Annotated in this window: 20 protein-coding genes; 11 read left to right on the forward strand and 9 right to left on the reverse strand. The window is 59.7% G+C overall.

Annotation, left to right across the window (positions count from 1 at the left end; all coding sequences use genetic code 11):
- Positions 1-89: 89 nt before the first annotated feature.
- The 8 genes from FPT12_RS03695 (at position 90) to FPT12_RS03730 (ending at position 11,570) form a co-directional block, all read left to right on the forward strand.
- Positions 90-1,958, forward strand: a complete 1,869-nt coding sequence (locus tag FPT12_RS03695; RefSeq protein ID WP_145014689.1) for an extracellular solute-binding protein — start codon at positions 90-92, stop codon at positions 1,956-1,958.
- Entirely contained in the window at positions 1,958-3,016 is a 1,059-nt protein-coding gene (locus tag FPT12_RS03700; RefSeq protein ID WP_145014690.1) for a microcin C ABC transporter permease YejB, read from the forward strand. Before FPT12_RS03695 ends, FPT12_RS03700 begins: the two co-directional genes overlap by 1 nt.
- Positions 3,016-4,038, forward strand: coding sequence for an ABC transporter permease (locus tag FPT12_RS03705; RefSeq protein ID WP_145014691.1), 1,023 nt, complete (start codon positions 3,016-3,018; stop codon positions 4,036-4,038). Before FPT12_RS03700 ends, FPT12_RS03705 begins: the two co-directional genes overlap by 1 nt.
- 27 nt (positions 4,039-4,065) lie before the next feature.
- Positions 4,066-5,646, forward strand: coding sequence for an ABC transporter ATP-binding protein (locus tag FPT12_RS03710; protein ID WP_145014692.1), 1,581 nt, complete (start codon positions 4,066-4,068; stop codon positions 5,644-5,646).
- Between the two features lie 46 nt (positions 5,647-5,692).
- Entirely contained in the window at positions 5,693-7,108 is a 1,416-nt protein-coding gene (locus FPT12_RS03715; protein WP_145014693.1) for a sigma-54-dependent Fis family transcriptional regulator, read from the forward strand.
- Positions 7,109-7,360: 252 nt separating this feature from the next.
- Positions 7,361-8,752: a GntP family permease gene (locus FPT12_RS03720; protein WP_145014694.1), complete on the forward strand. Its 1,392-nt coding sequence runs from the start codon at positions 7,361-7,363 to the stop codon at positions 8,750-8,752.
- Between the two features lie 7 nt (positions 8,753-8,759).
- Positions 8,760-9,533, forward strand: coding sequence for a 3-hydroxybutyrate dehydrogenase (locus FPT12_RS03725; protein ID WP_145014695.1), 774 nt, complete (start codon positions 8,760-8,762; stop codon positions 9,531-9,533).
- A gap of 81 nt (positions 9,534-9,614) precedes the next feature.
- Entirely contained in the window at positions 9,615-11,570 is a 1,956-nt protein-coding gene (locus FPT12_RS03730; protein WP_145014696.1) for an acetoacetate--CoA ligase, read from the forward strand.
- 19 nt (positions 11,571-11,589) lie between these two features.
- Here the strand turns inward: FPT12_RS03730 and FPT12_RS03735 are convergent, their stop codons facing one another.
- The gene (locus FPT12_RS03735) at positions 11,590-12,708 is read right to left on the reverse strand and encodes a PilT/PilU family type 4a pilus ATPase (RefSeq protein WP_145014769.1); all 1,119 of its coding nucleotides are present in this window, start codon (positions 12,706-12,708) and stop codon (positions 11,590-11,592) included.
- Between the two features lie 144 nt (positions 12,709-12,852).
- On the opposite strand from FPT12_RS03735, the gene FPT12_RS03740 reads away from it, so the two are divergent.
- Together FPT12_RS03740 and FPT12_RS03745 are read left to right on the forward strand one after the other, a co-directional pair.
- Positions 12,853-15,390, forward strand: a complete 2,538-nt coding sequence (locus FPT12_RS03740; protein WP_145014697.1) for a PAS domain-containing protein — start codon at positions 12,853-12,855, stop codon at positions 15,388-15,390.
- 52 nt (positions 15,391-15,442) lie between these two features.
- Complete coding sequence (locus FPT12_RS03745) at positions 15,443-15,718, forward strand: peptidylprolyl isomerase (RefSeq protein ID WP_019690952.1); 276 nt, start codon at positions 15,443-15,445, stop codon at positions 15,716-15,718.
- Here FPT12_RS03745 and FPT12_RS03750 read toward each other — a convergent pair.
- From FPT12_RS03750 to FPT12_RS03785, 8 genes are all read right to left on the reverse strand, one after another.
- On the reverse strand, positions 15,706-16,659 hold the full coding sequence (locus tag FPT12_RS03750; RefSeq protein WP_145014698.1) for a sugar kinase: 954 nt from the start codon (positions 16,657-16,659) through the stop codon (positions 15,706-15,708). The genes FPT12_RS03745 and FPT12_RS03750 overlap by 13 nt on opposite strands.
- Before the next feature lie 145 nt (positions 16,660-16,804).
- Complete coding sequence (locus FPT12_RS03755; protein WP_145014699.1) at positions 16,805-18,022, reverse strand: amino acid deaminase; 1,218 nt, start codon at positions 18,020-18,022, stop codon at positions 16,805-16,807.
- 37 nt (positions 18,023-18,059) lie between these two features.
- Complete coding sequence (locus FPT12_RS03760) at positions 18,060-18,824, reverse strand: IclR family transcriptional regulator (protein WP_145014700.1); 765 nt, start codon at positions 18,822-18,824, stop codon at positions 18,060-18,062.
- A 131-nt stretch (positions 18,825-18,955) separates the two neighbouring features.
- Positions 18,956-19,342 carry a RidA family protein gene (locus FPT12_RS03765; RefSeq protein ID WP_145014701.1) on the reverse strand — a complete coding sequence of 129 codons (387 nt, stop codon included), beginning with the start codon at positions 19,340-19,342 and terminating at the stop codon, positions 18,956-18,958.
- A gap of 29 nt (positions 19,343-19,371) precedes the next feature.
- A complete protein-coding gene (locus FPT12_RS03770; RefSeq protein WP_145014702.1) occupies positions 19,372-20,169 on the reverse strand; it encodes an amino acid ABC transporter ATP-binding protein in 798 nt (265 codons plus the stop codon).
- Complete coding sequence (locus tag FPT12_RS03775; RefSeq protein WP_145014703.1) at positions 20,166-20,828, reverse strand: amino acid ABC transporter permease; 663 nt, start codon at positions 20,826-20,828, stop codon at positions 20,166-20,168. Before FPT12_RS03775 ends, FPT12_RS03770 begins: the two co-directional genes overlap by 4 nt.
- 10 nt (positions 20,829-20,838) lie before the next feature.
- Positions 20,839-21,501, reverse strand: a complete 663-nt coding sequence (locus FPT12_RS03780) for an amino acid ABC transporter permease (RefSeq protein ID WP_054596802.1) — start codon at positions 21,499-21,501, stop codon at positions 20,839-20,841.
- A gap of 53 nt (positions 21,502-21,554) precedes the next feature.
- Entirely contained in the window at positions 21,555-22,403 is an 849-nt protein-coding gene (locus FPT12_RS03785) for a transporter substrate-binding domain-containing protein (RefSeq protein WP_145014704.1), read from the reverse strand.
- A 359-nt stretch (positions 22,404-22,762) separates the two neighbouring features.
- Between FPT12_RS03785 and FPT12_RS03790 the strand changes: the two genes are divergently transcribed.
- Positions 22,763-23,215, forward strand: coding sequence for a co-chaperone YbbN (locus tag FPT12_RS03790; protein ID WP_145014705.1), 453 nt, complete (start codon positions 22,763-22,765; stop codon positions 23,213-23,215).
- Positions 23,216-23,279 lie beyond the last annotated feature (64 nt).

The raw sequence follows: 23,279 nt of genomic DNA on the forward strand, positions 1-23,279 counted from the left end.
GCGTTTGTATCGAATGATTATGGCTGGCGAGTCACGCGCCGCTAGCGTACAAATTGTGCTTATCGATCATCCGGCTCTTAAGGCTGACAATGCGACTGGCTTTCCCCTCATTGATCTTCACGGCCCTGGCCTTGCTGCTGAGCACCGCAGCCGTGAACGCTGCGCCACAACACGCCTTGACCGTATATGGCGAACCGGCCAAATACCCTGCCGGCTTCAGTCACTTTGCCTACACCAACCTGCAAGCACCCAAGGGCGGCAGCATGCGCCGCTCGGCGATTGAAATCGGCCACTTTGACCACATGCTGCCGTACATCGACAAGGGGATTGGCGTGACTCAGGTCGACGGGATGATTTACTCGCCGCTGGCCCAGCGTTCGCTGGATGAGCCTTACACCGTGTACGGGCTGGTGGCCGAGAAAATGGAGCGCGCCGACGACGGCCTGTGGCTGCGTTTCTACCTGAACCCCAAGGCTTGTTTCGCCGATGGCACACCCATCACCGCCGAAGACGTGCGCTACACCTACGACCTGCTGATGACCCAGGGCAGCCTGCGCTATCGCACCCAATTCGCCGACGTCAAAAGCGTCGAAGTCGAGTCGCCGCGCACCATTCGTTTTGACTTCAAGAACAACGAGAATCGCACCCTGCCGCTGGACATCGCGACCTTGCCGGTATTTCCCGAGCACTGGTGGAAGACCCGCGACTTTGCCAACGGCGGCGGTTATGAAGCACCGCTGGGCAGCGGCCCGTACCGCGTCGGGAAGGTTGATTCGGGGCGCAGCATTACCTTCGAGCGCAACGCCGACTGGTGGGGCAAGGACTTGCCTGTCAGCCGTGGCCTGTACAACTTCGACCATTTCAGCATCGAGTACTTCGGCGACACCGACGTCGCTCGTCAAGTCTTGCGCGGTGGCGCCTATGACTACAACCGCGAGTTCTCGGCCACCGCGTATTCCATCGGTTACGAAGGTCCGGCGTTGAACGACGGCCGCCTGCAAAAAGCTCATCTGGCGAAACAGGCACCACAACCTTCCCAGGGTTTTGTGTTCAATCTGCAAAAGCCGATGTTCCAGGACCGCCGCGTACGTCAGGCACTGGCAATGCTCTGGGATTTCGAGTGGAGTAACCGGCAGATGATGCGCGATATGTACATTCGCCAGCAGAGTTACTTTTCCAATAGCCTGTTGGCAGCCAGGCAACTGCCCGATGCCGGCGAACTGGCGATTCTCGAACCCTTGCGCGGGCAGGTTCCGGACGAGGTCTTTACCCAGGTCTTCGAAGCACCGAAGACCGACGGCAGCGGCCTGATTCGCGACAAGCAATTGCAGGCACTGGCGCTGCTCGAACAAGCCGGCTGGAAAGCCGATGGCGATCGACTGGTCAACGCCGAGGGCGAGCCACTGGCGTTTACCTTCCTGATCAGCCAGAACGGCATGGACCGTCTGCTACTGCCGTACAAGCGCAACCTGGCGCAAATCGGCGTCAATCTGGACATCCGCCGGATCGACTCGTCGCAGTACGTAAACCGCTTGATGAGTCGTGACTACGACATGATCGTCACCGGTTATCCGGTGACCACCTCTCCAGGGAGCGAGCTGTACAACTACTTCGGCTCGGTCGCCGCCACCGACCCCGGCTCCAATAATTACATGGTGCTGAAAAATCCGGCCGTCGACACGCTGATTACCGGTCTGGTCAAAGCCACCACCCAGGCCGACATGCTGCGCTATGCCCACGCACTGGACCGGGTGCTGCAATGGAACTGCTACTGGATTCCCAACTATTACCCGCCAGGCTCCTCGACCGTGTGGTGGAACCGTTTCGGCATTCCGGCGATACAAGCGAGCAATGACGAAGCCATCGAGAGCTGGTGGGAAATGAGCCCAACGCCGCTGACCAACGAACAGATGGCCGTCGAACGCATCAGTCGTGGCAAACCCGGAGGGCCGCATTGATGCTGGCTTATATAGTTCGACGTTTGCTGCTGATCATTCCGACGCTGGTGATCATTCTGCTGGTCAACTTCGTGATCGTGCAGGCTGCACCGGGTGGCCCGGTCGAGCAGGCCATCGCTCACCTGCAAGGCATCGGCGGCGCAAGCATCGGGTCTTCCGGTGACGCCATCAGCCACGGCTCGCGGGCCAGTCGCGGTCTTGATCCGCAACTGATCAAGGACATCGAAAAACAGTATGGCTTCGACAAACCGGCACCGGAACGCCTGTGGCTGATGATCACCAGCTATGCCCGACTGGACTTTGGCAAAAGCTTCTTTCGCGGCGCCACGGTCACCGACCTGATCCTTGAAAAGATGCCGGTGACCATCTCCCTCGGGCTTTGGGCAACACTGATCACGTACCTGGTATCGATCCCGCTGGGTATTCGCAAAGCCGTGCATCACGGCAGCCTTTTCGATATCTGGAGCAGCACCGCAATCGTTATCGGGTACGCGATGCCGGCGTTTCTGTTTGCGATGTTTCTGATCGTGGTATTTGCCGGCGGTACATCGTTGAACTGGTTTCCGGTACGGGGACTGGTCTCGGAGAATTTCGATCAGTTGTCGACACTGGGAAAAGTGGCCGACTACTTCTGGCACCTGGTGCTGCCGGTGACGGCGCTGGTAGTCGGCGGTTTCGCTACCTTGACCATTCTGACCAAGAACTCCTTCCTTAACGAGATCACCCGCCAATACGTGGTCACCGCCCGCGCCAAAGGCCTGAGTGAGCGCCGAGTGCTCTACGGCCACGTGTTTCGCAATGCAATGCTGCTGGTGGTTTCGGGCATTCCGCAGGCGTTCATCAGCGTGTTTTTCGCCGGTTCCCTGTTGATCGAGGTAATTTTTTCCCTCGATGGCCTGGGGCGGATGAGTTACGAAGCAGCGGTGTCCCGGGACTACCCGGTGGTGTTCGGCTCACTGTTCATCTTCACCCTGTTCGGTCTTTTGATAAAACTCATCGGTGACCTTTGCTACACCCTGGTCGACCCGCGCATCGACTTCGCCGCGAGGAACGCCTGATGCTCAATCTCTCGCCCCTGGCGCGCCGACGCCTGGAACGCTTCAAGAAAAACCGTCGAGGCTGGTGGTCGCTGTGGCTGTTCATCGGCCTGTTCGTCCTGACCCTCGGTGGTGAGTTGATCGCCAACGACAAGCCGCTGGTACTCGGTTATCAGGGCTCGCTGTACTTCCCGGCGTTCAAGCGCTACACCGAACAGGAATTCGGCGGCCAACTGCCGTTCCAGGCCGATTACCGCAGTGACTACGTGCAGAAACTGATCCACAAGGACGGTGGCTGGATGCTCTTCCCACCGATTCCGTTCAGCGACGACACGCCAAATTACGACCTCAATCGGCCGGCGCCGAGTCCGCCGTCAAAGGTCAACTGGCTGGGCACGGACGATCAGGCACGCGATGTCTTGGCGCGGGTGATTTTCGGCGCCCGGGTGTCGATATTGTTTGCGTTGGCGCTGACCTTCATCAGCGCACTGATCGGCATCGCCGCCGGCGCCTTGCAGGGCTACTACGGCGGTTGGGTCGACCTGCTCGGTCAGCGTTTGCAGGAAGTCTGGTCGGGATTGCCGGTGCTTTACCTGCTGATCATCCTGTCGGGTTTCGTCGAGCCGAACTTCTGGTGGCTGCTGGGGATCATGGCGCTGTTTTCCTGGCTGGCACTGGTGGACGTGGTGCGCGCCGAGTTCCTTCGCGGGCGCAATCTGGAGTATGTCAAAGCGGCGCGCGCGCTGGGCCTGACCGACCGCAAAGTGATCGTGCGGCACATTCTGCCAAACGCGATGAATGCGACCTTGAGTTACCTGCCGTTCATTCTCACCGGGGCGATCTCGACCCTCACCGCCCTAGACTTCCTCGGCTTCGGCATGCCCGCCGGCAGCGCCTCGCTGGGCGAGTTGATCGGTCAGGGCAAACAGAATCTGCAAGCACCGTGGCTTGGGCTGACGGCGTTTTTCACCCTGGCGCTGATTCTTTCCTTACTGGTGTTTATCGGTGAAGCATTGCGCGATGCATTTGATCCACGCTCTTGAGCCGCGATCTTGAAACGGACATTGAATATGAGCGACAACCTGATCGAAATCCGTGACCTCAACGTGACCTTCAGTGGTCAGGCCGCGGTGCGTAACCTGTGCCTGGACATCCGCCACGGCGAATGCCTGGCGCTGGTCGGCGAATCCGGCTCGGGAAAATCGGTGACCGCCCATTCGATCCTGCAACTGGTACCCGACAGCGGCACCAAAACCTGGGGCAGTATTCGCTACCGAGGCCAGGAGCTGCTCGGTGCGGACGTCGGGACGTTGCGAGCCTTGCGCGGCAATCGCATCGCGATGATTTTCCAGGAGCCGATGACCTCGCTCAATCCGTTGCACAGCGTCGAAAAACAGATTGGCGAAACCCTGCTGGTGCACAAGGGGCTCGGTGGCAAGGCGGCGCAAAAGCGCACCCTTGAACTGCTTGAACTGGTGGGTATCCAGAAACCCGAAGAGCGCCTCAAAGCCTATCCGCACCAGCTCTCCGGTGGCCAGCGTCAACGGGTGATGATCGCCATGGCACTGGCCTGCGAACCCGAGTTGTTGATCGCCGATGAGCCAACCACCGCACTCGATGTGACGGTACAGCGCAAGATCCTGCTGCTGCTCAAGTCACTACAACAACGCTTGGGCATGTCGCTGTTGCTGATCAGCCACGACCTCAATCTGGTACGCAGTATCGCCCAACGTGTCTGCGTCATGCGCGGCGGCGAGATCGTCGAGCAAGCCGCTTGCGAGACGTTGTTCAACCAACCGCAACATCCCTACAGTCGCCTGCTGCTGAACGCCGAGCCGGAAGGCGAAGCCTTGCCTCGTGACGAGCGCGAAGCCGTGCTGGAGGTCAACGACCTCAATGTGCGCTTTCCGCTGGGTGGCGGATTGTTTCAGCGCAAAACCTGGTTGCATGCAGTCGACGGCATCAGCCTGAGCATTCAACGCGGCAAGACGCTAGGCATCGTCGGCGAATCCGGTTCCGGCAAGTCCACTCTCGGTCAGGCGATCCTGCGCCTGCTCGATTCCGAAGGCAGCATCTGTTTTCAGGGCCAGTCGCTCGACAGTCTGAACCAGAAGCAGTTGCGGCCCTGGCGCAAGCAGATGCAGGTGGTGTTCCAGGACCCGTTCGGCAGCCTCAGCCCGCGAATGTCGGTGGCACAGATCATCAGCGAAGGGCTGGAAGTCCACAGCCAGTCGAGTGCTGCCGAGCGCGAGGCGCAGGTCATTCAGGTGCTGAAAGAGGTCGGCCTTGACCCGCAAAGCCGCCACCGCTACCCGCATGAATTCTCCGGTGGCCAACGCCAACGGATTGCCATCGCCCGCGCTCTGGTACTCAAGCCCGCGCTGATCTTGCTCGACGAACCGACCTCGGCACTTGATCGCACGGTGCAAAAACAGGTGGTCGCCCTGCTCCGCCAGCTTCAGGAAAAATACGGCCTGACCTACCTGTTCATCAGCCATGACCTGGCAGTGATTCGCGCCCTGGCCCATGACATGATCGTGATCAAGGACGGTAAAGTCGTGGAACGCGGCGCCAGCCATGACGTGTTCGCCGCGCCGCAGCACCCCTATACCAAAGAGCTGTTGGCCGCGGCACATCCGGGCTGGGTATGATCGCGAAGGGGCCTGCATAGGCAATACACATTCTGGAAATGAAACCATGAACACCACCGAAGGCCTCAGGGATTACCAACGTGTGCGCATGCTGGCGATCCGCTCGTTGTTCGAGATCATCGAGCAATCCAGCGAAGGCACGGTGATCGTTGACCGTGATGCGAACATCGTCTGGATGAACGAACGTTATGCCAAGCGCTTCGGTCTGGCGTCAGCTGAAGTGGCAATCGGCAGGCCTTGCGAAAGCGTGATCCCCGGCAGTCTGTTGCGCGAGGTGGTGCGTACCGGTCGACCGATCCTGCTGGACATGCAGGACACGTCCAAAGAGCCGCTGGTGGTGATGCGCCTGCCGATTCACGATGACACCGGCGCGGTTATTGGCGCCATCGGCTTCGCACTGTTCGATGAACTGCGCAGCCTGTCGCCAATGCTTAAGCGTTACCTGAGCATGCAGGAAGAGCTTGCGTCCACGCGTTCGCTACTGCGGGCCCGGCAAGCCAAGTACACCTTCGCCCACTTCATCGGCACCAGCGCCGCCAGCCTGGAGGTCAAACGCCGCGCCCGACGTAGCGCCAGCACCGAATCCCCGGTCTTGTTGCTGGGTGAAACCGGCACCGGCAAAGAACTGCTGGCCCAGGCGATTCATGGGGCCTCGCCTCGGGCGCACAAAGCCTTCGTCAGCATCAACAGCGCGGCGATTCCCGAAGCGCTGCTCGAAGCCGAATTTTTCGGCACCGCGCCCGGTGCCTTCACCGGTGCAGATCGCAAGGGCCGCTCCGGCAAGCTGCAGATTGCTCAGGGCGGGACCTTGTTTCTCGACGAAATCGGCGACATGCCGCTGCCGTTGCAAAGCAAACTGCTGCGGGTATTGCAGGAGAAAGAATTCGAACCGGTCGGCTCCAACGAAGTGATTCAGAGCGATGTGCGGGTGATCGCCGCGACCTCCACCGACCTCGAAGCGGCGATCAAACGCGGCGAGTTTCGTGCCGACCTGTATTACCGCCTCAACGTGTTGCCGATCCAGGTGCCACCGCTGCGCGAGCGCCTCGATGACCTGCCGGCCCTGAGCGAAGCAATCCTGGAAGAACTGCGCAGTCAGCATGAGCTCGACAGCCAGGCGCTGGAATTGCTCGGCCAACACGCCTGGCCGGGAAATATTCGCGAACTGCGCAACGTGCTGGAACGGGCCGCGCTGCTCAGCGACGACCTGATCCTCAATGCTGCGGAAATTCGCGCGGCAATTGGCAGTTTTGTTCCGGTGCAGCGTTCTGCGTCATCGGCCATTGAAACGCATGCCAATGAGACCTTCAGTGCTGCACGCGAACGCTTCGACCGGCAGTTGATTGAAAGCACACTCGCGCACTGTAATGGCAGGGTTATCGACGCGGCGGCTCGGCTGGGGCTTGGGCGTTCGACGCTGTACAAGAAGATGGTGGCGTTGGGGATTGCTGAGTCTCAATAAAGAGATATCGTTCTCTCTTTATAGATATGACGTGAAATCGCGTCGCGGTCATCGCGGGCAAACGGAGCGCCGCCCGCGATGGCGTCAGTTCGAACAGCACAATCTCAAAACAGAGACAAATATTTTAAAAATCATTGTCATAGATAAAAATATCATTATTTTTCAATAACTTAATGATATGGCACAAAACTCGCTATAGCCCCTCCACACCCGCTCTACCCCCAAAAAAAATAACAATCTAGGAGACACACCATGAGTGTGATCATTGCCTTGGCAGCCCTCGCGCTGCTGATGCTGGCTGCTTACCGTGGCTACAGCGTCATTCTCTTCGCTCCGATTGCCGCCCTTGGCGCGGTCCTGCTCACTGACCCTTCTGCCGTTGCGCCCGCCTTCACTGGCGTGTTCATGGAGAAAATGGTCGGATTCGTCAAACTGTACTTCCCGGTGTTCCTGCTCGGCGCGGTGTTCGGCAAGCTGATCGAGCTGTCGGGCTTCTCACGTTCGATCGTCGCCGCTGCGATTCGCCTGCTCGGCACGCGCCAGGCGATGCTGGTGATCGTGCTGGTCTGTGCCCTGCTCACCTACGGCGGCGTGTCGCTGTTTGTCGTGGTATTCGCGGTGTATCCGTTTGCCGCGGAGATGTTCCGTCAGAGCAATATCCCGAAACGGCTGATCCCGGCGACCATCGCCCTCGGCGCGTTTTCCTTCACCATGGACGCCCTGCCCGGCACCCCGCAAATCCAGAATATCATCCCCAGCACCTTCTTCAACACCACCGCCTGGGCCGCGCCGTGGCTGGGTTTGATTGGCACGATCTTCGTCTTTTGCGCCGGCATGCTGTTCCTCCAGCGTCAGCGCAACAAAGCCCAACGCAAGGGTGAAGGCTACGGCACAGAGTTGCGCAACGAGCCGGAAACCGCCGAAGACGTGAAGCTGCCTAACCCGTGGATCGCGCTCTCGCCATTGCTGCTGGTGGGCATCATGAACCTGCTGTTCACCCACTGGATTCCGCTGTGGTATGGCAAGACCCACAGCCTGAGCCTGCCGGGCATGGCCGCGCCGGTGACCACCGAAATCGCCAAGCTAACCGCGATCTGGGCGGTCCAGGCCGCGTTGCTGGTCGGCATCATCATGGTGCTGGTGTTCGGCTTCCAGGCGATCCGCGGCAAGCTCGCCGAGGGCAGCAGAAGCGCGGTCAGTGGCGCCTTGCTGGCGGCGATGAACACCGCATCGGAATACGGTTTTGGCGCGGTCATCGCCTCGTTGCCCGGTTTTCTGGTACTGGCCGACTGGCTCAAAAGCATCCCCAACCCGCTGGTCAATGAAGCGATCACCGTGACCCTGCTGGCAGGTATCACCGGTTCGGCCTCGGGCGGCATGAGCATCGCTCTGGCGGCGATGGCCAATGACTTCATCGCGGCAGCCCATGCGGCGAACATTCCTCTGGAAGTGCTGCACCGGGTCGCGGCCATGGCCAGTGGCGGCATGGACACCCTGCCGCACAACGGCGCCGTCATTACCTTACTCGCGGTAACGGGCCTGACCCACCGCGAAGCTTATAAAGACATTTTCTGTATTACGCTGATCAAGACCCTGGCGGTCTTCGTAGTCATCGGTACTTTCTACGCCACCGGCATTGTGTGAGGCATTCATGACAACTCTTTCGGGCAAAACCGCACTGGTCACCGGCTCCACCAGCGGCATCGGTCTGGGCATCGCGCTGAGTCTGGCCAAGGCCGGCGCCAACCTGATCCTCAATGGTTTCGGCGATGCCTCCACCGTCATCGCGCAGGTGCAGCAGTTTGGCGGCAAGGTCGGCCATCACCCGGCCGATGTCAGTGACCCCACGCAAATTGCCGAGATGATCGCCTACGCCGAGCGCGAGTTCGGTGGCGTCGATATTCTGGTGAACAACGCAGGCATCCAGCACGTGTCTGCGGTAGAAGACTTCCCCGTGGAGCGTTGGGATTCGATCATTGCGATCAACCTGTCGTCGGTCTTCCACAGCACCCGTCTCAGCCTGCCAGGCATGCGTGCCAAAGGTTGGGGACGGATCGTCAACATCGCCTCGGTACACGGCCAGGTCGGCTCGGTGGGCAAGGCCGCCTACGTCGCCGCCAAGCACGGGGTGATCGGCCTGACCAAAGTGGTCGGCCTGGAAACCGCCACCAGCAACGTCACCTGCAACGCCATTTGCCCAGGCTGGGTCCTGACGCCGCTGGTGCAGAAGCAGATCGACGACCGTGCCGCAGCAGGGATTGACCCACAGCAAGCGCAACATGATTTGCTGGCCGAGAAGCAACCGTCGCTGGAATTCGTGACTCCGTCACAACTGGGCGAACTGGTGCTGTTCCTGTGCAGTGAAGCCGGCAGCCAGGTGCGTGGCGCGGCGTGGAATATTGATGGCGGGTGGCTGGCGCAGTAGCCTCTACTTGATGATCGTTCCCACGCTCTGCGTGGGAACGATCCGACAAGCGTATGTGCAGTCATAAAAAAGAGGCAAGCCATGTCAGAAGTTCTTTGGCAACCCAGCGCCGAACGCATCGGCAAGACCCGCATGGATGCCTTCCGGCGCTTCAGCAATCAGCGGTACAACCTGACACTCGCGGACTACCCCACTCTGCATCGATGGAGCATCGATCAACGCGAAGATTTCTGGCAGGCCATCGTCGATTTTTTCGAGATCAACTTTCACCAGCCACCGAGCGCGGTGCTGCGTGAGGGCCCGCAGATGCCCAGCGCCGAGTGGTTTCCCGGCGCCACGCTGAACTTCGCCGAACACCTGCTGCGTCGTCGCGATGACGCAACTGCCGTAATTGCCATCGCCGAGAATGGCCAGCGCGAAAGCTTGAGTTACCGTGAGCTGGCCGAACACGTCGCCGGCCTGCAAAAAAGCCTGAGAGCCGCTGGCGTCGGCCTGGGTGATCGAGTCGCGGCATGCATGCCGAACACCTGGCAGACCCTGGTGGGCATGCTCGCGACCACCAGTCTGGGAGCGATCTGGTCCTGCTCGTCACCGGATTTCGGCACGCACGGAGTGGTCGACCGCTTCGGCCAGATCGAACCGAAAGTGCTGATCACCTGCGCCGGTTATCGCTACGCCGGGAAAGAGATCGACCAGACCACCAAGGTCAACGAAATCCTCGAACGCCTGCCATCACTGCAGCAACTGATCATCGTCCCATACGCCCGGCCGCAAGCCCGTATTGAAGACTATAAAACCCAAACCAACGTTGCGTTGTGGGACAGTTTTTATCGTCCGGGCGGCGAGCCCGGGTTCGTCGCGGTGCCCTTCGCTCACCCGCTGTACATTCTCTACTCCAGCGGCACCACCGGCGTGCCTAAATGCATCATCCACGGCGTCGGCGGTGTGCTGCTGCAACACGTCAAGGAACACGGTTTGCACGTCGACCTCGGGCCTGACGACCGACTGTTCTACTACACCACCTGTGGCTGGATGATGTGGAACTGGCTGGTCTCGGCATTGGCAGTCGGCAGCAGCGTGGTGCTGTATGACGGCTCGCCTTTCCACCCCGACCCGCAACGCTTGATCGACCTGATCGACAGCGAAGCCATCAGTGTCTTCGGCACCAGCCCGAAATACCTCGCGACCCTTGAAGGCAATGAGATCCGGCCGCGCCTCAGCCACGACCTGGGCAGCCTGAAAGCCTTGCTCTCGACCGGCTCGGCACTGTCGCCGCAAAGCTATGATTATGTTTATCGCGAGATCAAAGGCGAGCTATGCCTGTCGTCGATGTCCGGCGGTACCGACATCATTTCCTGCTTTATTGCCGGCAATCCGGTCCTGCCGGTCCGCCGTGGCGAGATGCAGTGCAAGGGCCTGGGCATGGCGGTTGAAGTCTGGAATGAGGCCGGTCAACCGGTGATCGGTGAAAAAGGCGAACTGGTCTGCACCCGGCACTTCCCGGCGATGCCGATCGGCCTGTGGAACGACCCGCAGCAGGAAAAACTCCGCGCCTCGTATTTCAGCCAGTTTCCGGGCGTCTGGGCTCAGGGCGACTACGCCGAACAACGGCCCAATGGCAGCTGGCTGATCCACGGGCGCTCTGACGCAGTACTCAACCCCGGCGGCGTACGCATCGGCACCGCGGAAATCTACCGTCAGGTGGAAAAAGTCCATCAGGTACTGGACTCGGTCGCCATCGGCCAGCAATGGCAGGATGACGTGCGCGTGGTGTTGTTCGTGCGCCTGCGTGACGGCGTAACGCTGGACGACAACCTTGAGCAGGAGATTCGCCAGGTCATCCGCGCCAACACCACGCCTCGGCATGTGCCGGCAAAGATCGTGGCGGTGACGGATATACCGCGAACCATCAGCGGCAAGGTTGTCGAGCTGGCCGTCAGAAATGTCGTGCACGGCCAGCCAGTGAAAAATACCGATGCACTGGCCAACCCTGAAGCGCTGGAGCAATTTCGGGATCGACCGGAGCTGGCGAACTAAAAATCCGCGTAGGGTGATGTCAATCCATCAGCCCCCATTCACCGGTTTCGGTGGATGGGGGTTCGGCATTCGGCACATTGTCCGCGTGCAACTTCAGGCGCAAGCGCAAGTTATTCACCGAGTCGGCGAATTTCAACGCCTCTTCTTCATCGATCGCGCCCTCGACAACCAAATCGAACAACGCCGTATCAAACGTCTTCATTCCCGACTCTGCCGACTTTTCCATGATCTCCTTGAGCTGGTGAAGCTCATTGCGCCGTATCAGATCGCCAATGGTCGGCGTACCCAGCATCACCTCCACCGCCGCCCGACGCTGCCCATCGCGAGTGCGTACCAGGCGTTGGGAAACGAAGGCCTTGAGATTGTTGCCGAGATCATTGAGCAACTGCCCACGGCGTTCTTCAGGGAAAAAGTTGATGATCCGGTCCAGCGCCTGATTGGCGTTGTGGGCGTGCAAGGTGGAGATCACCAGGTGCCCGGTGTCGGCGAATGCCAGCGCATGTTCCATGGTTTCGCGATCGCGGATTTCTCCGATCAGCACCACATCCGGAGCCTGACGCAGGGTGTTCTTCAAGGCGGCGTGAAAACTGCGCGTATCGACACCCACCTCACGCTGGTTGATGATCGACTGTTGATGGCTATGGATATACTCCACCGGGTCTTCGATGGTGATGATGTGCCCGCTGCTGTGGCGATTGCGGTAATCGATCAGCGCTGCCAGCGATGTCGACTTGCCCGAATCCGTGGCGCCGACAAACAGCATCAGCCCCTGCTTGAGCATCACCGTTTCAAGCAACACGGTCGGTAGTTTAAGGTCTTCAAAGCGCGGGATATCGAGTTTGATGTTGCGCGCCACGATCGACACGTCATTGCGCTGCTTGAAGATGTTGACGCGAAAGCGTCCGACTCCGACCAGAGAAACCGCCAGGTTCATTTCCAGCTCGCGGTCGAACTCTGCACGCTGCTCGACGTCCATGAGGGCCTCGGCAATCCGGGCGATCTCGCCGGGCTTGAACACTTCGGGGGCCAGTGTTCGAAGCGCACCCTTGAAGCGCCCGGTAGGTGGTGCGCCAGTCGACAGGTAAAGATCGGAGCCATCCTGGCTGGCCAGCATTCTTAGCAGCGAGTGAATGTCCATGGCAAAAAAAATATCCATTGAGCCTTCCATTGAACGAAAATTGCCAAGGCACGCCACTTTTCACGCGTCCGAGCGTCTACTCCCTCGAAGAATAGTAGATGCGCCAGTACTGACAGGTAGCACCGCCCTAATGCAGGAACCCCAATGAACGGATCCCCTACCGGCAGCGATGCCCAGGCCTTGATCGCCCGAATCGACTGGGCACAAAGCCCGCTGGGCTCTGCCAGCCACTGGCCGCAGAGCCTGCGCACCGCCGTGGACATCGTGATTCACTCGCCCATGCCCATGCTGTTGTTATGGGGGCCGGAGCTGTCGCAGATCTACAACGACGGCTTTGCGCTGTTGGCCGGCAACAAGCATCCGCAGGCTTTCGGACAACCCACGCACCAGATATGGCCAGAACTCAAAGACTTCACCGACCCCATTTATAGCGCTGTCCTACAAGGCCAAGTGCGCTCCTACAGCGAGCAGCGTTTCAGCCTGCAACGCGATGGCGGTGAATCGGACTTCTGGCTGGACCTGACCTACAGCCCGATTCGTGACGAACGTGGGCAGGTGTCCGGGATCCTGGTCACTGCGATCGAAACCAATGAGCGCCGACGCATCGCCCTGGAGCTCAAACAACACTCGGAGGCCAGTCTCAAGGCCCAGCACGAAACCGAAGAGCGTCTGCAATTGGCCCTCGCCGCCACCGACGCGGTGGGCACCTGGGATTGGGATATCGGCGAAGATCGCTTTATTGCCGATGCCCACTTCGCCCAGTTGCACAGTGTTGATCCGGCACTGGCCAGCCAACTGCCCATCACCGAATACCTCAACGGCGTGCACCCGGAAGACCGGGCCATGGTCGCCCGCAGCATCAAGCATTGCATCGCCCATGGCAGCGAATACGCCGAGGAATACCGGCTACTGCAAGCCAGTGGCGAAGTGCGCTGGGTCTTTGCCCGAGGCCGCTGTTACAAGGATCACCACGGTCGCCCCCTGCGTTTTCTCGGTGCCGCTCTGGACCTGACCGAGCGCAAGCACACCGAACAGGCGTTACGGCAAAGTCAGACCGAGCTGCAGCTGATCATCAACGCCATGCCGGTGCTGATCGGTTATGTCGATCATGAACAATGCTTTCGCCTGAACAACAGCGCGTACCTGGACTGGTACGGCATGACCCCGCAGGAGCTGTACGGCAAAACCATTCGCGAAATTCTCGGCGATGAACTCTATGCCACCCGCGTCGAGCACATCAGCGCCGCGCTGGCGGGCAAAGCCTGCAGTTTCGAGGCCTATTCGCCACACCGTGACGGCCGACCGCGTTATGCACTGATGAAGTACTTGCCACGCTTTGGTTCTGACGGCGCGGTCAATGGCTTCTACATTTTCGTGATCGACGAAACCGAGCGTAAACAGACCGAGGAAGCCTTGCGCAACCTCAACGAGACGCTGGAAGAACGTGTCGACACACGCACCAAGGCACTGGCTGAAGCCAACCATCGCCTGCAAAACGAAATGTTCGAGCGGGAGCGCGCCGAAGATGCGTTGCGTCATGCGCAAAAAATGGAAGCCGTCGGCCAACTCACGGGGGGTATTGCCCACGACTTCAACAACATGCTGACCGGGATTATTGGCAGCCTGGACCTGATGCAGCGCTACATTGCCGATGGGCGCAGCGATGAAATCGAGCGCTTTGCCGATGCGGCCGTGTCGTCAGCCAATCGGGCAGCAGCCCTGACTCACCGGCTGCTGGCATTCTCCCGCCGACAATCGCTGGACCGTCGACCGCTCGAGCCCAACACGCTGGTACGTTCGCTCGAAGAGCTGTTGCGTCGCACCAAGGGCGAGCATATCGAGCTGAAGTTCCAGCTGGCACCTGAAGTCTGGCCGGTCAACACCGATGCCAACCAACTGGAAAACGCCCTGCTCAACCTGGTGATCAACGCCCGCGATGCGATGCCCGGGGGCGGCGAGCTGGTGATTGAAACCGCCAATAGCTACCTCGATGGCAACGACATCAGCACCCTTGAGCCGGTCAAGGCCGGTGACTATGTGATGCTCGGCGTACGCGACAACGGTACCGGCATGACCCCGCGCGTATTGGCCAAGGCCTTCGATCCGTTCTTCACCACCAAACCTATCGGCCAGGGTACCGGGCTGGGGTTGTCGATGATTTATGGCTTCGCTCAGCAATCCGGTGGCCATGTAACCCTCAGCAGTGAACCGGGGCAAGGCACGACGGTGCGCCTGTATTTGCCGCGCCTGCACAACGCGCCTCAGCACAGCTCGCCGGCAACAGTCAGCCTGGGCAGCTCCTATGCGGCGGCGGGTGAATCGGTGGTGCTGGTCGAAGACGACCCGGCGGTGCGTATGCTGGTGCTCAATGTGTTGAACGAATTGGGTTACATCACTCATGAAGCAGAAGATGCAAAAAACGCCCTGCCGTTGCTGGAGTCAGACCTGCGCATCGATCTGCTGGTGACCGATGTCGGCCTGCCCGGCATGAATGGCCGGCAACTGGCAGAAATCGCCCGTCAGCATCGACCCGGGCTCAACGTGCTGTTCATGACCGGTTACGCGGAAAAAGCCGCCGAACGTCAGGGCTTTCTCGACGAGGGCATGGACCTGCTGGCCAAGCCCTTCACCCTTGAACAACTGGCCGGCAAGATTCGCCACATGATCCGCCGAACCGGATGATTTGAGGCATAATCGCGCCCCGCCGCCACCACCGCTCCAAGGTAACTGCCCAATGAAAGCTCAAGCCCGCCATATTCTGGTGAAAACGGCCGAAGAAGCCGAACAGCTCAAACAACGCATCGCCAAGGGTGAAGCCTTTGATGTGCTGGCCAAGAAGTATTCCACCTGCCCGTCCGGCAAACGCGGGGGTGACCTGGGCGAAGTTCGGCCCGGGCAGATGGTCGGCGCCATCGATGCGGTGATCTTCAAGAAACCGCTGCGTGTCGTGCATGGGCCGATCAAAAGCAAGTTTGGTTATCACCTGGTGCAGGTGTTTTACCGCGATTGATTCTTCACCCCCCTTGGAATCAACGCCCCCGGCACCTGAATCACCCGGCTCGCCAACCGATGTCCGGCCTCTGCGGCTTCTGCCGGGCTTGCGCCACGGAGCCGACTGGCCAGATACGCCGCGCTGAACGAATCCCCCGCCGCTGTGGTGTCCACCACTCGTTCGACGCGCAGCGCCGGAACCTCGAACGACTCACCGCCACAGCGAATCAGACACGGCTCGGCGCCGCGCTTGAGCACCACTTCCGGTATGCCGATCTGCTCATAGGCCGCGAACACCGCCGCATCATCGGAAAAGTCGAACAACGCCTGTTCATCCTCCACTGTCAGCAGTGCCAGATCGACATAGGGCAAGACTTCGCGGTACACCGCCCGGGCCTGTTCGACGCTGCTCCACAAACGCGGCCGATAGTTGTTGTCAAAGACGATCCGCGCATCCCGCTGACGGGCTTCGATCAGTGTCTCGATGAGCTTTTTGCGCCCGGCTTCGCCCAGCACCGCCAGGGTGATGCCACTGAAATACAGCACATCGTAATCCGGCAGCGCCGCAAGAATCGGTGCCGCCGCCGGCGTGGTAAAGCAATCGCGCACAGCGGCTTCGTTGCGCCAATAGAGGAAACGACGTTCACCCGACGCATCGGTCTGGATGCAATACAAACCGGGCAAACGTCCCGTCAACCGCTGGACCATGCCCAGGCCAATGCCTTCTTCGGACCAGCTCTGGCACATGGCATCGCTGAAACTGTCATCGCCCAGCGCGGTGACGTAATCCACCGTGGCCCCATCGCCCATTTCACGAGACAAGTAGACCGCGGTGTTCAGGGTGTCGCCGCCAAAACTCTGTTGCAGACTGCTGTCGGCGAGCTGCTGCAACTCGATCATGCACTCGCCGATCAGCGCGATGCGCGGGGTATCGGGGCCGAGATTGCTGAGGGTGTTCATGGTTGTGGGCTCTCAGTCATTCAATCGTTTCCACGCTCTGCGTGGGAATGCATCCTGTGACGCTCTGCGTCACTTCACGAATGGACGCGGAGCGTCCGTGGCGGCACATTCCCACGCAGAGCGTGGGAACGAGAACATGGAAAACCTAGAAACAGGTTTCCATGCTTTCGATGACGTTCAACTGCTCATCCACCAGGCAACCGGTGCGCCATTTATCGAAGGTCAGGCACGGGTGAGACGTACCGAACGAAATGATGTCGCCCACGCGCAACTGAACCCCGGGCGCGACCGTCATGAACGCATGCTGATCCATCACCGCCGTCACTTTGCAGGCACTGACGTCATCACCGATCGCGGGCAGCACACCCGCCCGGTAACGCAGCAACGGCACCGGCAGCCCCGCGTCATACGCTACGTCGCGCTTGCCCAGGGCAATCACCGCAAACCCCGGCTCCGGCAACGACTGCACATGCGCCCAGACTTCCAGTGCCGGACGCAAGCCTTCATGCAAGTCGCTACGACGATCGAGCACGCAGCATTGCGCTTCCTTGTAGATGCCATGATCGTGAGCCACGTAACTACCGGGGCGCAGCACGCTGAGGAAACGTCCGGCAGCGTTCTGGGCTTCGAACGACTCGGCGATCAGGTCATACCAGGCCGAGCCCGACGCAGTGATAATCGGCTTGGCGATGGCGAAAGCGCCGCTGTCTTGCAACTGCACCGCGAGGCGCACCAGGGACGCAGCAAATTCGCGGATTCCACTGACCGCCTGGTCTCCGTGAATCACCCCTTCGTAGCCTTCAATGCCGGTCAACGCCAACCCCGGCTGCGCCTTGATCGCTTCGGCCAGCGCCAGTACTTCGGCTTCGCTGCGGCAACCGCAACGGCCGCCGACCACACCGTACTCGATCATCACGTTCAGACGCAGACCGCGCGCGGCGAAAAAGGCCCCAAGGTCCGCGACATTGTCCGGGTGATCGACCATGCAGTGAAAGTCGAAAGACGGATCTGCCAGCAACTCGGCGATCAGCGCCATGTTCGGCGCCCCCACCAACTGATTGGCCATCAACACCCGGCGCACGCCATGGGCGTAGGCGGCGCGAGTCTGCACTGCAGTGGCCAGGGTGATGCCCCAGGCACCCGCCTCCAGTTGGCGGCGAAACAGCGACGGAGTCATGCTGGTTTTGCCGTGCGGCGCCAGCTCGGCACCGCTGTTGCTGACGAATGCCTGCATCCAGCGAATGTTGTGTTCCAGGGCTTCGCGGTGCAGCACCAGCGCCGGCAGGCTGACGTCACGCACCAGGTTGGCGCCGGGGTGGCCGGCGCCCTTTTCCACGGCGGCGATGTTCAAGGCAGAAGGCATGTTCTAACTCCTCACACGCGGCCGCGAACGGCCAATGTTATTCGTTGATGCGACGGGCCAGGTTGTTCGCACTGTCGATCAACACCCGGCGATAGTCGTTGTAGTTGTTCTTGGCATCGGCCCTGGGGGCGACGATGCACAGGGTCGCAATCGCGACGCCGCTCGGGTCTTTCACCGGGGCGGCAAAGCAATGGGTAAAGGTGTCGGCGACGCTATCGAAGGAGAAGAATCCGTCGATAGCGGCCTGACGGATTTCCGCCAGAAAACGCTCCAGCGGCAGGCGTTCGCCGCCTGGCAGGATGAAGTCATCTTCATCGATCAGGTCGACGATTTGCTGGTCGCTCAAGTGCGCCAGCAACAAACGTCCGGAAGCCGTCCACGGAATCGGCGCGTTCTCGCCAATGTCCGAGGAGATGCGAAAATGCCGCTCGCCCTCCTTCATCAGCGCCACCGTGTATTTGCGCCCGTTGAGCAGGCACATCTGCGCGGTTTCGCGGGTCTGGCTGACGATCTCCTGCAAGGCGTGATCGGCCTCGCGGCTCAGGTCGAAATGGCGCAGATGCGCTTGCCCCAGAAAGTACAGTTGCCGGCCAAGGTAGACGTGACCTTCCTTGCCCACCGGTTCGAGAATCCGTCGCTCAAGCAGGGACGCGACCAGCTCGTAGACCGTGGATTTCGGACTGCCGATACCACTGGCAATATCGTTCGGACGCAGCGGCTGGCCGATTTCCTTGAGGAAATCGAGGATATCGAACGCCCGGTCCAGACCGCGGGCCCGGCGCTTGATGGTGTCTTCGGTCATGTCAGTGGGTTCCCTGATCGTTCCCACGCTCTGCGTGGGAATGCCTCACTGGACGCTCTGCGTCCGCTTTTTGATGTGACGCTGAGCGTCACTGGATACGTTCCCACGCAGAACGTGGGAACGATCAATCATCACTTCTTCTTGTACGCCACACAATCAATCTCGACCTTGCAGTCGACCATCATGTTCGCCTGCACACAGGCCCGGGCCGGTGCGTGTTCCGGGTTGAAGTATTCGGAGAAGACTTTGTTGAAGCTCCAGAAATCCCGCGGATCTTCCAGCCATACGCCCGTGCGCACCACGTCTTCGAGGCCATAGCCGGCTTCTTCGAGGATCGCGATCAGGTTGCGCATGGTCTGGTGAGTCTGCTCAACGATCCCGCCGGCAATGATTTCGCCGTCCACCGCCGGCACCTGGCCAGACACATGCAGCCAGCCATCAGCTTCGACCGCACGGGCGAAAGGACGAGGCTGGCCGCCACCGGCGGTGCTACCTGTGCCGTAACGAGTAATGCTCATGGGTATTTCTCCTGATTCAAAATTGAGTGTTAAAAACGCGTGTTCTTGAGAAATTCCGCCAAGCGCGGAGATTGCGGGCGTTCGAACAACTCCTTGGGTGGCCCCTGCTCTTCGATTCGCCCCTGATTCATGAAAACGATCTTGTCCGAGACTTCAAAGGCAAAACGCATCTCATGGGTCACCAGCAGCATGGTCATGCCATCCTCGGCCAGGCCCTTGATCACGTTCAATACTTCGCCAACCAGTTCCGGGTCGAGTGCCGACGTCACTTCGTCGAACAGCATCAGACTCGGGTTCATCGCAATCGCTCGGGCTATCGCCACGCGCTGTTGCTGACCACCCGACAGCTGACCCGGATAGTGGTCGCGACGTTCCAGCAGACCGACACGCTCCAGCCATTTTTCCGCCAGCACCACCGCTTCGTCCTTGTGCAGCTTTTTGACTTTCAGCAGGCCAAGGGTGACGTTTTGCAATGCCGTGAGATGCGGAAACAGGTTGAACTGCTGAAACGCCATGCCGGTCATGGCCCGGTGCTGGGCAATGACTTTTTCCGAGTGGCGCACGCGTTTGCCATTGACCTCGTGGTAACCGATGGACTCACCATCGAGCAGGATCTGCCCGCCCTGGAACTCTTCGAGCATGTTCACGCAGCGCAGCAGCGTGGTTTTGCCCGAGCCGCTGGAGCCGATCAGCGTGACCACGTTGCCACGCTGCATGCTCAGGTCGACGCCCTTGAGCACTTCGAGCGGGCCGTATTGCTTGTGCAGACCGCGAATATCCAGCAGGGCCTGGCTAGCGTTTTGAGTCGAAACTTGAGCTTGAATCATGGCAAGGCCACCCGCTTTTCAATATGCCGGCCGAGTAATTCGATGGCGTAGTTGATGATGAAAAAGAGAAAACCGGCAAACAGGTAGAACTCCAGGGTCATGAAGGTCCGGGCGATGATCTGCTGGGTACTCAGCAGCAACTCGGCCACACCGATCACCGATAGCAAGGTCGAGGCCTTGACGATTTCGGTCGATGAATTGACCCAGGTCGGCAAAATCTGCCGCAGCGCCTGAGGCAGCAGTACGTAACCGAGGGCCTGATAAAACGTCAGGCCGATGGCCTTGCTCGCTTCCATCTGCCCGCGTGGCAGCGCTTGCAACGCACCGCGAACGATCTCGGCAACGTGCGAACCGCAGAACAGCGTCAGCCCCAGCACTCCGGCCTGGAACGCATCGATCTGCCAACCCAGCGCCGGCGCCATGTAGAAGCAGGCCAGCACCAGCACAAACACCGGTGTGCCACGGATCAGGTCAACGTAAAAACGAAACGGCGCACGCATCCAGAACTTGCCGTAAGTCAGCACCAGCCCGGCAACGATGCCGATCAGGGTACCCAGCATGATCGCCAGGACAGAGCACTGCACACTGGTCAAAAAGCCCGACCACAGGGTTTCGCGGGCGACCCATAACTCATGCAACCAACTTGGGGACTCGTACATGGCTGCGCTCCTAACGGCGAATCGCCAGACGCTGCTCGAGGTAACGCAGCAGCATCGCGATGAGATAACAGGCCGCAACATAGAGCGCCGTTGTCACCAGCCAGGTTTCGATCACCCGGTAGCTTTCAACGTTGATCTTGCGCGCGTAATAAGTCAGCTCCGGCACGGCAATCGCCGCCGCCAGCGAGGTGTCCTTGAACAGCGAAATGAAGTTGTTCGAGAGCGCTGGCAACACGTTGCGCAACATCACCGGCACGGTGACGTAGGCCTTCACCTGCCATTCCCCCAGACCAATCGCCAGCCCGGCTTCACGCAGGCCTTTAGGGATGCTCAACAACCCGCCGCGGAACACTTCGGTCAGGTATGCCCCGGCATACAACGACAGGGTGATGATGAACGACGGGAGCTTGTCCAGCCGAATGCCCAGGCTCGGTAGCGCAAAGTAGATCAACAGAATCAACACCAGAATCGGCGTGTTACGGATCACCGTCACGTACACCGACGCCAGCACCCGCAATGCGCGGTGCTTTGAGAGCAAAGCAAACGCCATCAGCAGGCCGATCACGCAACCGATGGCGATCGACACCAACGCCAGTTCAAGACCCAGACCGAGCCCCGCCAGCAAGGTGTCGAAATCGCGCCAGACGGCGGCAAAGTTCAACTGATAGTTCATGGTCAGCAGTACCTTGAGCGGGGCGCATTTAGAGGCGCCCCACTCTCACGGGATCATTTGAATTCGACGGGGAAACCGATTGCCGGGGTAGGAAGGTCTACACCAAACCATTGTTTGAAGGACGCCGCGTAAGTCGGGAACTCAACGCCGGTCATCGCTTCATGCAAGACGGTATTGACGAAGTTCAGCCAGTCCTGATCGCCGCGCTTGACCGCACAGGCGTAGGTTTGCGGGCTCCAGGCGTAGGTCGGGCTGCGATAGCGACCAGGGTTCTGCACCATCAGGTATTTGACCGAAGACTGGTCGGTGGCAGCCGTGTCGGCACGGCCAGAGTTGACTGCCTGGTACATCAAGTCGACGCTGTCATATTGGTCAACCTTGGCCTTGGGCAGCGCCTGGTGCACCAGTTCTTCGGCGTAGACGTTTTGCAGTACTGCCACGGTGACGCTGTCGCCGGCCGCTTTCAGGTCCTCGATTTCCTTGTACTTGCTGTTGGCCGGCAACAGCAGGCCAACGCCTTCGCGGTAGTACGGCAGGGTGAACGCCACTTGCTGCGCACGGCTGGCGGTGACGGTAATGAACTGGCAGCTCATGTCGACCTTGTCGGTCAGCAAATTGGGAATCCGCGCGTCTGACGACTGCACCACGAACTCGACCTTGCTCGGGTCATTGAACAAACCCTTGGCGACCATCCGCCCGATGTCGATATCAAAACCCTGCAATTTTCCGTCTGCCCCCTGAAAGTGCCACGGTGCATTGGTGCTGCCCGTGCCCACGATCAAATGCCCGCGCTTCAATACGCTGTCGAGCTTGCTGTCCGCCGCCTGGGCAATGCCCACGGCAGAGGCCGTGGCCGCAAAGAGAAAAACACACGCTGTAAACAAGGAAAGTCGACGCTGCATGACGGGCACTCCAGGATGATGTTTATTCCGCTATACCGGAACACGGTATGTAACAACGGAATAGACAGCAGAAAGTGTGCCATAGCCCGGAAGACAAATCCCCCAGAAAATGAAATATGAATTGAATCAAAGAGATGCGAAAAAACACAAAACAGGCGTTACCAAACGACGCAGCGCACAAGCGCTACCGTTGGCTACAGGCACGGGTAGTGGGGCCACATTTGAGGTCAGGTGCGCTTCAAAACGAGACACGTCAGCGCCCTGTACCTGTCAACTCTGACAGTAGACGCACCCTGCAGACCGCATTAGCGTTATCACGCGCTTTCACTTCGTCTTGCGGCTGAACAAGGAAGACTTCAATGAGCCCGACAACCCACTCTCTCGCGCCGCAATACCGCCGGGCATTGAGGACCTACCGCCTGGTCGTCCTGTATTTCGGCAGTCAGTACTGCTGCGCCTGTGAGTTTGCCGGGCCGAAATTTCGGGCGACGGCCGAGGCCTATAAAGATCGTGCCGAAAGTTACATGCTCAATACCGGCGAATCCCCCCGCCACCCAGAGGTCAGCGGTACCCCCACCGTGCTGTTCTATCGCAACGGGAAACTGCTGAAAAAACTCAAAGGCTTTGAAAGTGCAGAAGCTTTGAACGCTGTCTTTGCCAGCCTCATCGGTAAGGCCCGACGCAAATCTGTCGTGCGCAAACCTCGCCATGATCTGTCATGGTTGCGGCATACCCTAGGCACCTTGCGTACCGTCCCACGGGCACATCGACTGGTCGATCGTCGAGCCACCGTCATCAGCAAAAGTCGCTGAGACGCTCAAAGGCGTATTGGACAACCCCCCGATCCACTGCTTTCCTTTAATGGACCGATTGAAA

The organism is Pseudomonas sp. H3(2019) (assembly GCF_007713465.1).
In the GTDB taxonomy this organism is placed as follows: domain Bacteria; phylum Pseudomonadota; class Gammaproteobacteria; order Pseudomonadales; family Pseudomonadaceae; genus Aquipseudomonas.

Excerpts from the sequence above, each read along its gene's own strand:
- FPT12_RS03730 (WP_145014696.1), top strand. The coding sequence starts at position 9,615 with ATGTCAGAAGTTCTTTGGCAACCCAGCGCCGAACGCATCGGCAAGACC.
- FPT12_RS03790 (WP_145014705.1), top strand. The coding sequence starts at position 22,763 with ATGAGCCCGACAACCCACTCTCTCGCGCCGCAATACCGCCGGGCATTG.
- FPT12_RS03780 (WP_054596802.1), bottom strand. The coding sequence starts at position 21,501 with ATGAACTATCAGTTGAACTTTGCCGCCGTCTGGCGCGATTTCGACACC.
- FPT12_RS03775 (WP_145014703.1), bottom strand. The coding sequence starts at position 20,828 with ATGTACGAGTCCCCAAGTTGGTTGCATGAGTTATGGGTCGCCCGCGAA.
- FPT12_RS03755 (WP_145014699.1), bottom strand. The coding sequence starts at position 18,022 with ATGCCTTCTGCCTTGAACATCGCCGCCGTGGAAAAGGGCGCCGGCCAC.
- FPT12_RS03735 (WP_145014769.1), bottom strand. The coding sequence starts at position 12,708 with ATGGACATTCACTCGCTGCTAAGAATGCTGGCCAGCCAGGATGGCTCC.
- FPT12_RS03710 (WP_145014692.1), top strand. The coding sequence starts at position 4,066 with ATGAGCGACAACCTGATCGAAATCCGTGACCTCAACGTGACCTTCAGT.
- FPT12_RS03785 (WP_145014704.1), bottom strand. The coding sequence starts at position 22,403 with ATGCAGCGTCGACTTTCCTTGTTTACAGCGTGTGTTTTTCTCTTTGCG.
- FPT12_RS03695 (WP_145014689.1), top strand. The coding sequence starts at position 90 with ATGCGACTGGCTTTCCCCTCATTGATCTTCACGGCCCTGGCCTTGCTG.
- FPT12_RS03725 (WP_145014695.1), top strand. The coding sequence starts at position 8,760 with ATGACAACTCTTTCGGGCAAAACCGCACTGGTCACCGGCTCCACCAGC.
- FPT12_RS03770 (WP_145014702.1), bottom strand. The coding sequence starts at position 20,169 with ATGATTCAAGCTCAAGTTTCGACTCAAAACGCTAGCCAGGCCCTGCTG.
- FPT12_RS03745 (WP_019690952.1), top strand. The coding sequence starts at position 15,443 with ATGAAAGCTCAAGCCCGCCATATTCTGGTGAAAACGGCCGAAGAAGCC.
- FPT12_RS03760 (WP_145014700.1), bottom strand. The coding sequence starts at position 18,824 with ATGACCGAAGACACCATCAAGCGCCGGGCCCGCGGTCTGGACCGGGCG.
- FPT12_RS03750 (WP_145014698.1), bottom strand. The coding sequence starts at position 16,659 with ATGAACACCCTCAGCAATCTCGGCCCCGATACCCCGCGCATCGCGCTG.
- FPT12_RS03765 (WP_145014701.1), bottom strand. The coding sequence starts at position 19,342 with ATGAGCATTACTCGTTACGGCACAGGTAGCACCGCCGGTGGCGGCCAG.
- FPT12_RS03715 (WP_145014693.1), top strand. The coding sequence starts at position 5,693 with ATGAACACCACCGAAGGCCTCAGGGATTACCAACGTGTGCGCATGCTG.
- FPT12_RS03720 (WP_145014694.1), top strand. The coding sequence starts at position 7,361 with ATGAGTGTGATCATTGCCTTGGCAGCCCTCGCGCTGCTGATGCTGGCT.
- FPT12_RS03705 (WP_145014691.1), top strand. The coding sequence starts at position 3,016 with ATGCTCAATCTCTCGCCCCTGGCGCGCCGACGCCTGGAACGCTTCAAG.
- FPT12_RS03700 (WP_145014690.1), top strand. The coding sequence starts at position 1,958 with ATGCTGGCTTATATAGTTCGACGTTTGCTGCTGATCATTCCGACGCTG.
- FPT12_RS03740 (WP_145014697.1), top strand. The coding sequence starts at position 12,853 with ATGAACGGATCCCCTACCGGCAGCGATGCCCAGGCCTTGATCGCCCGA.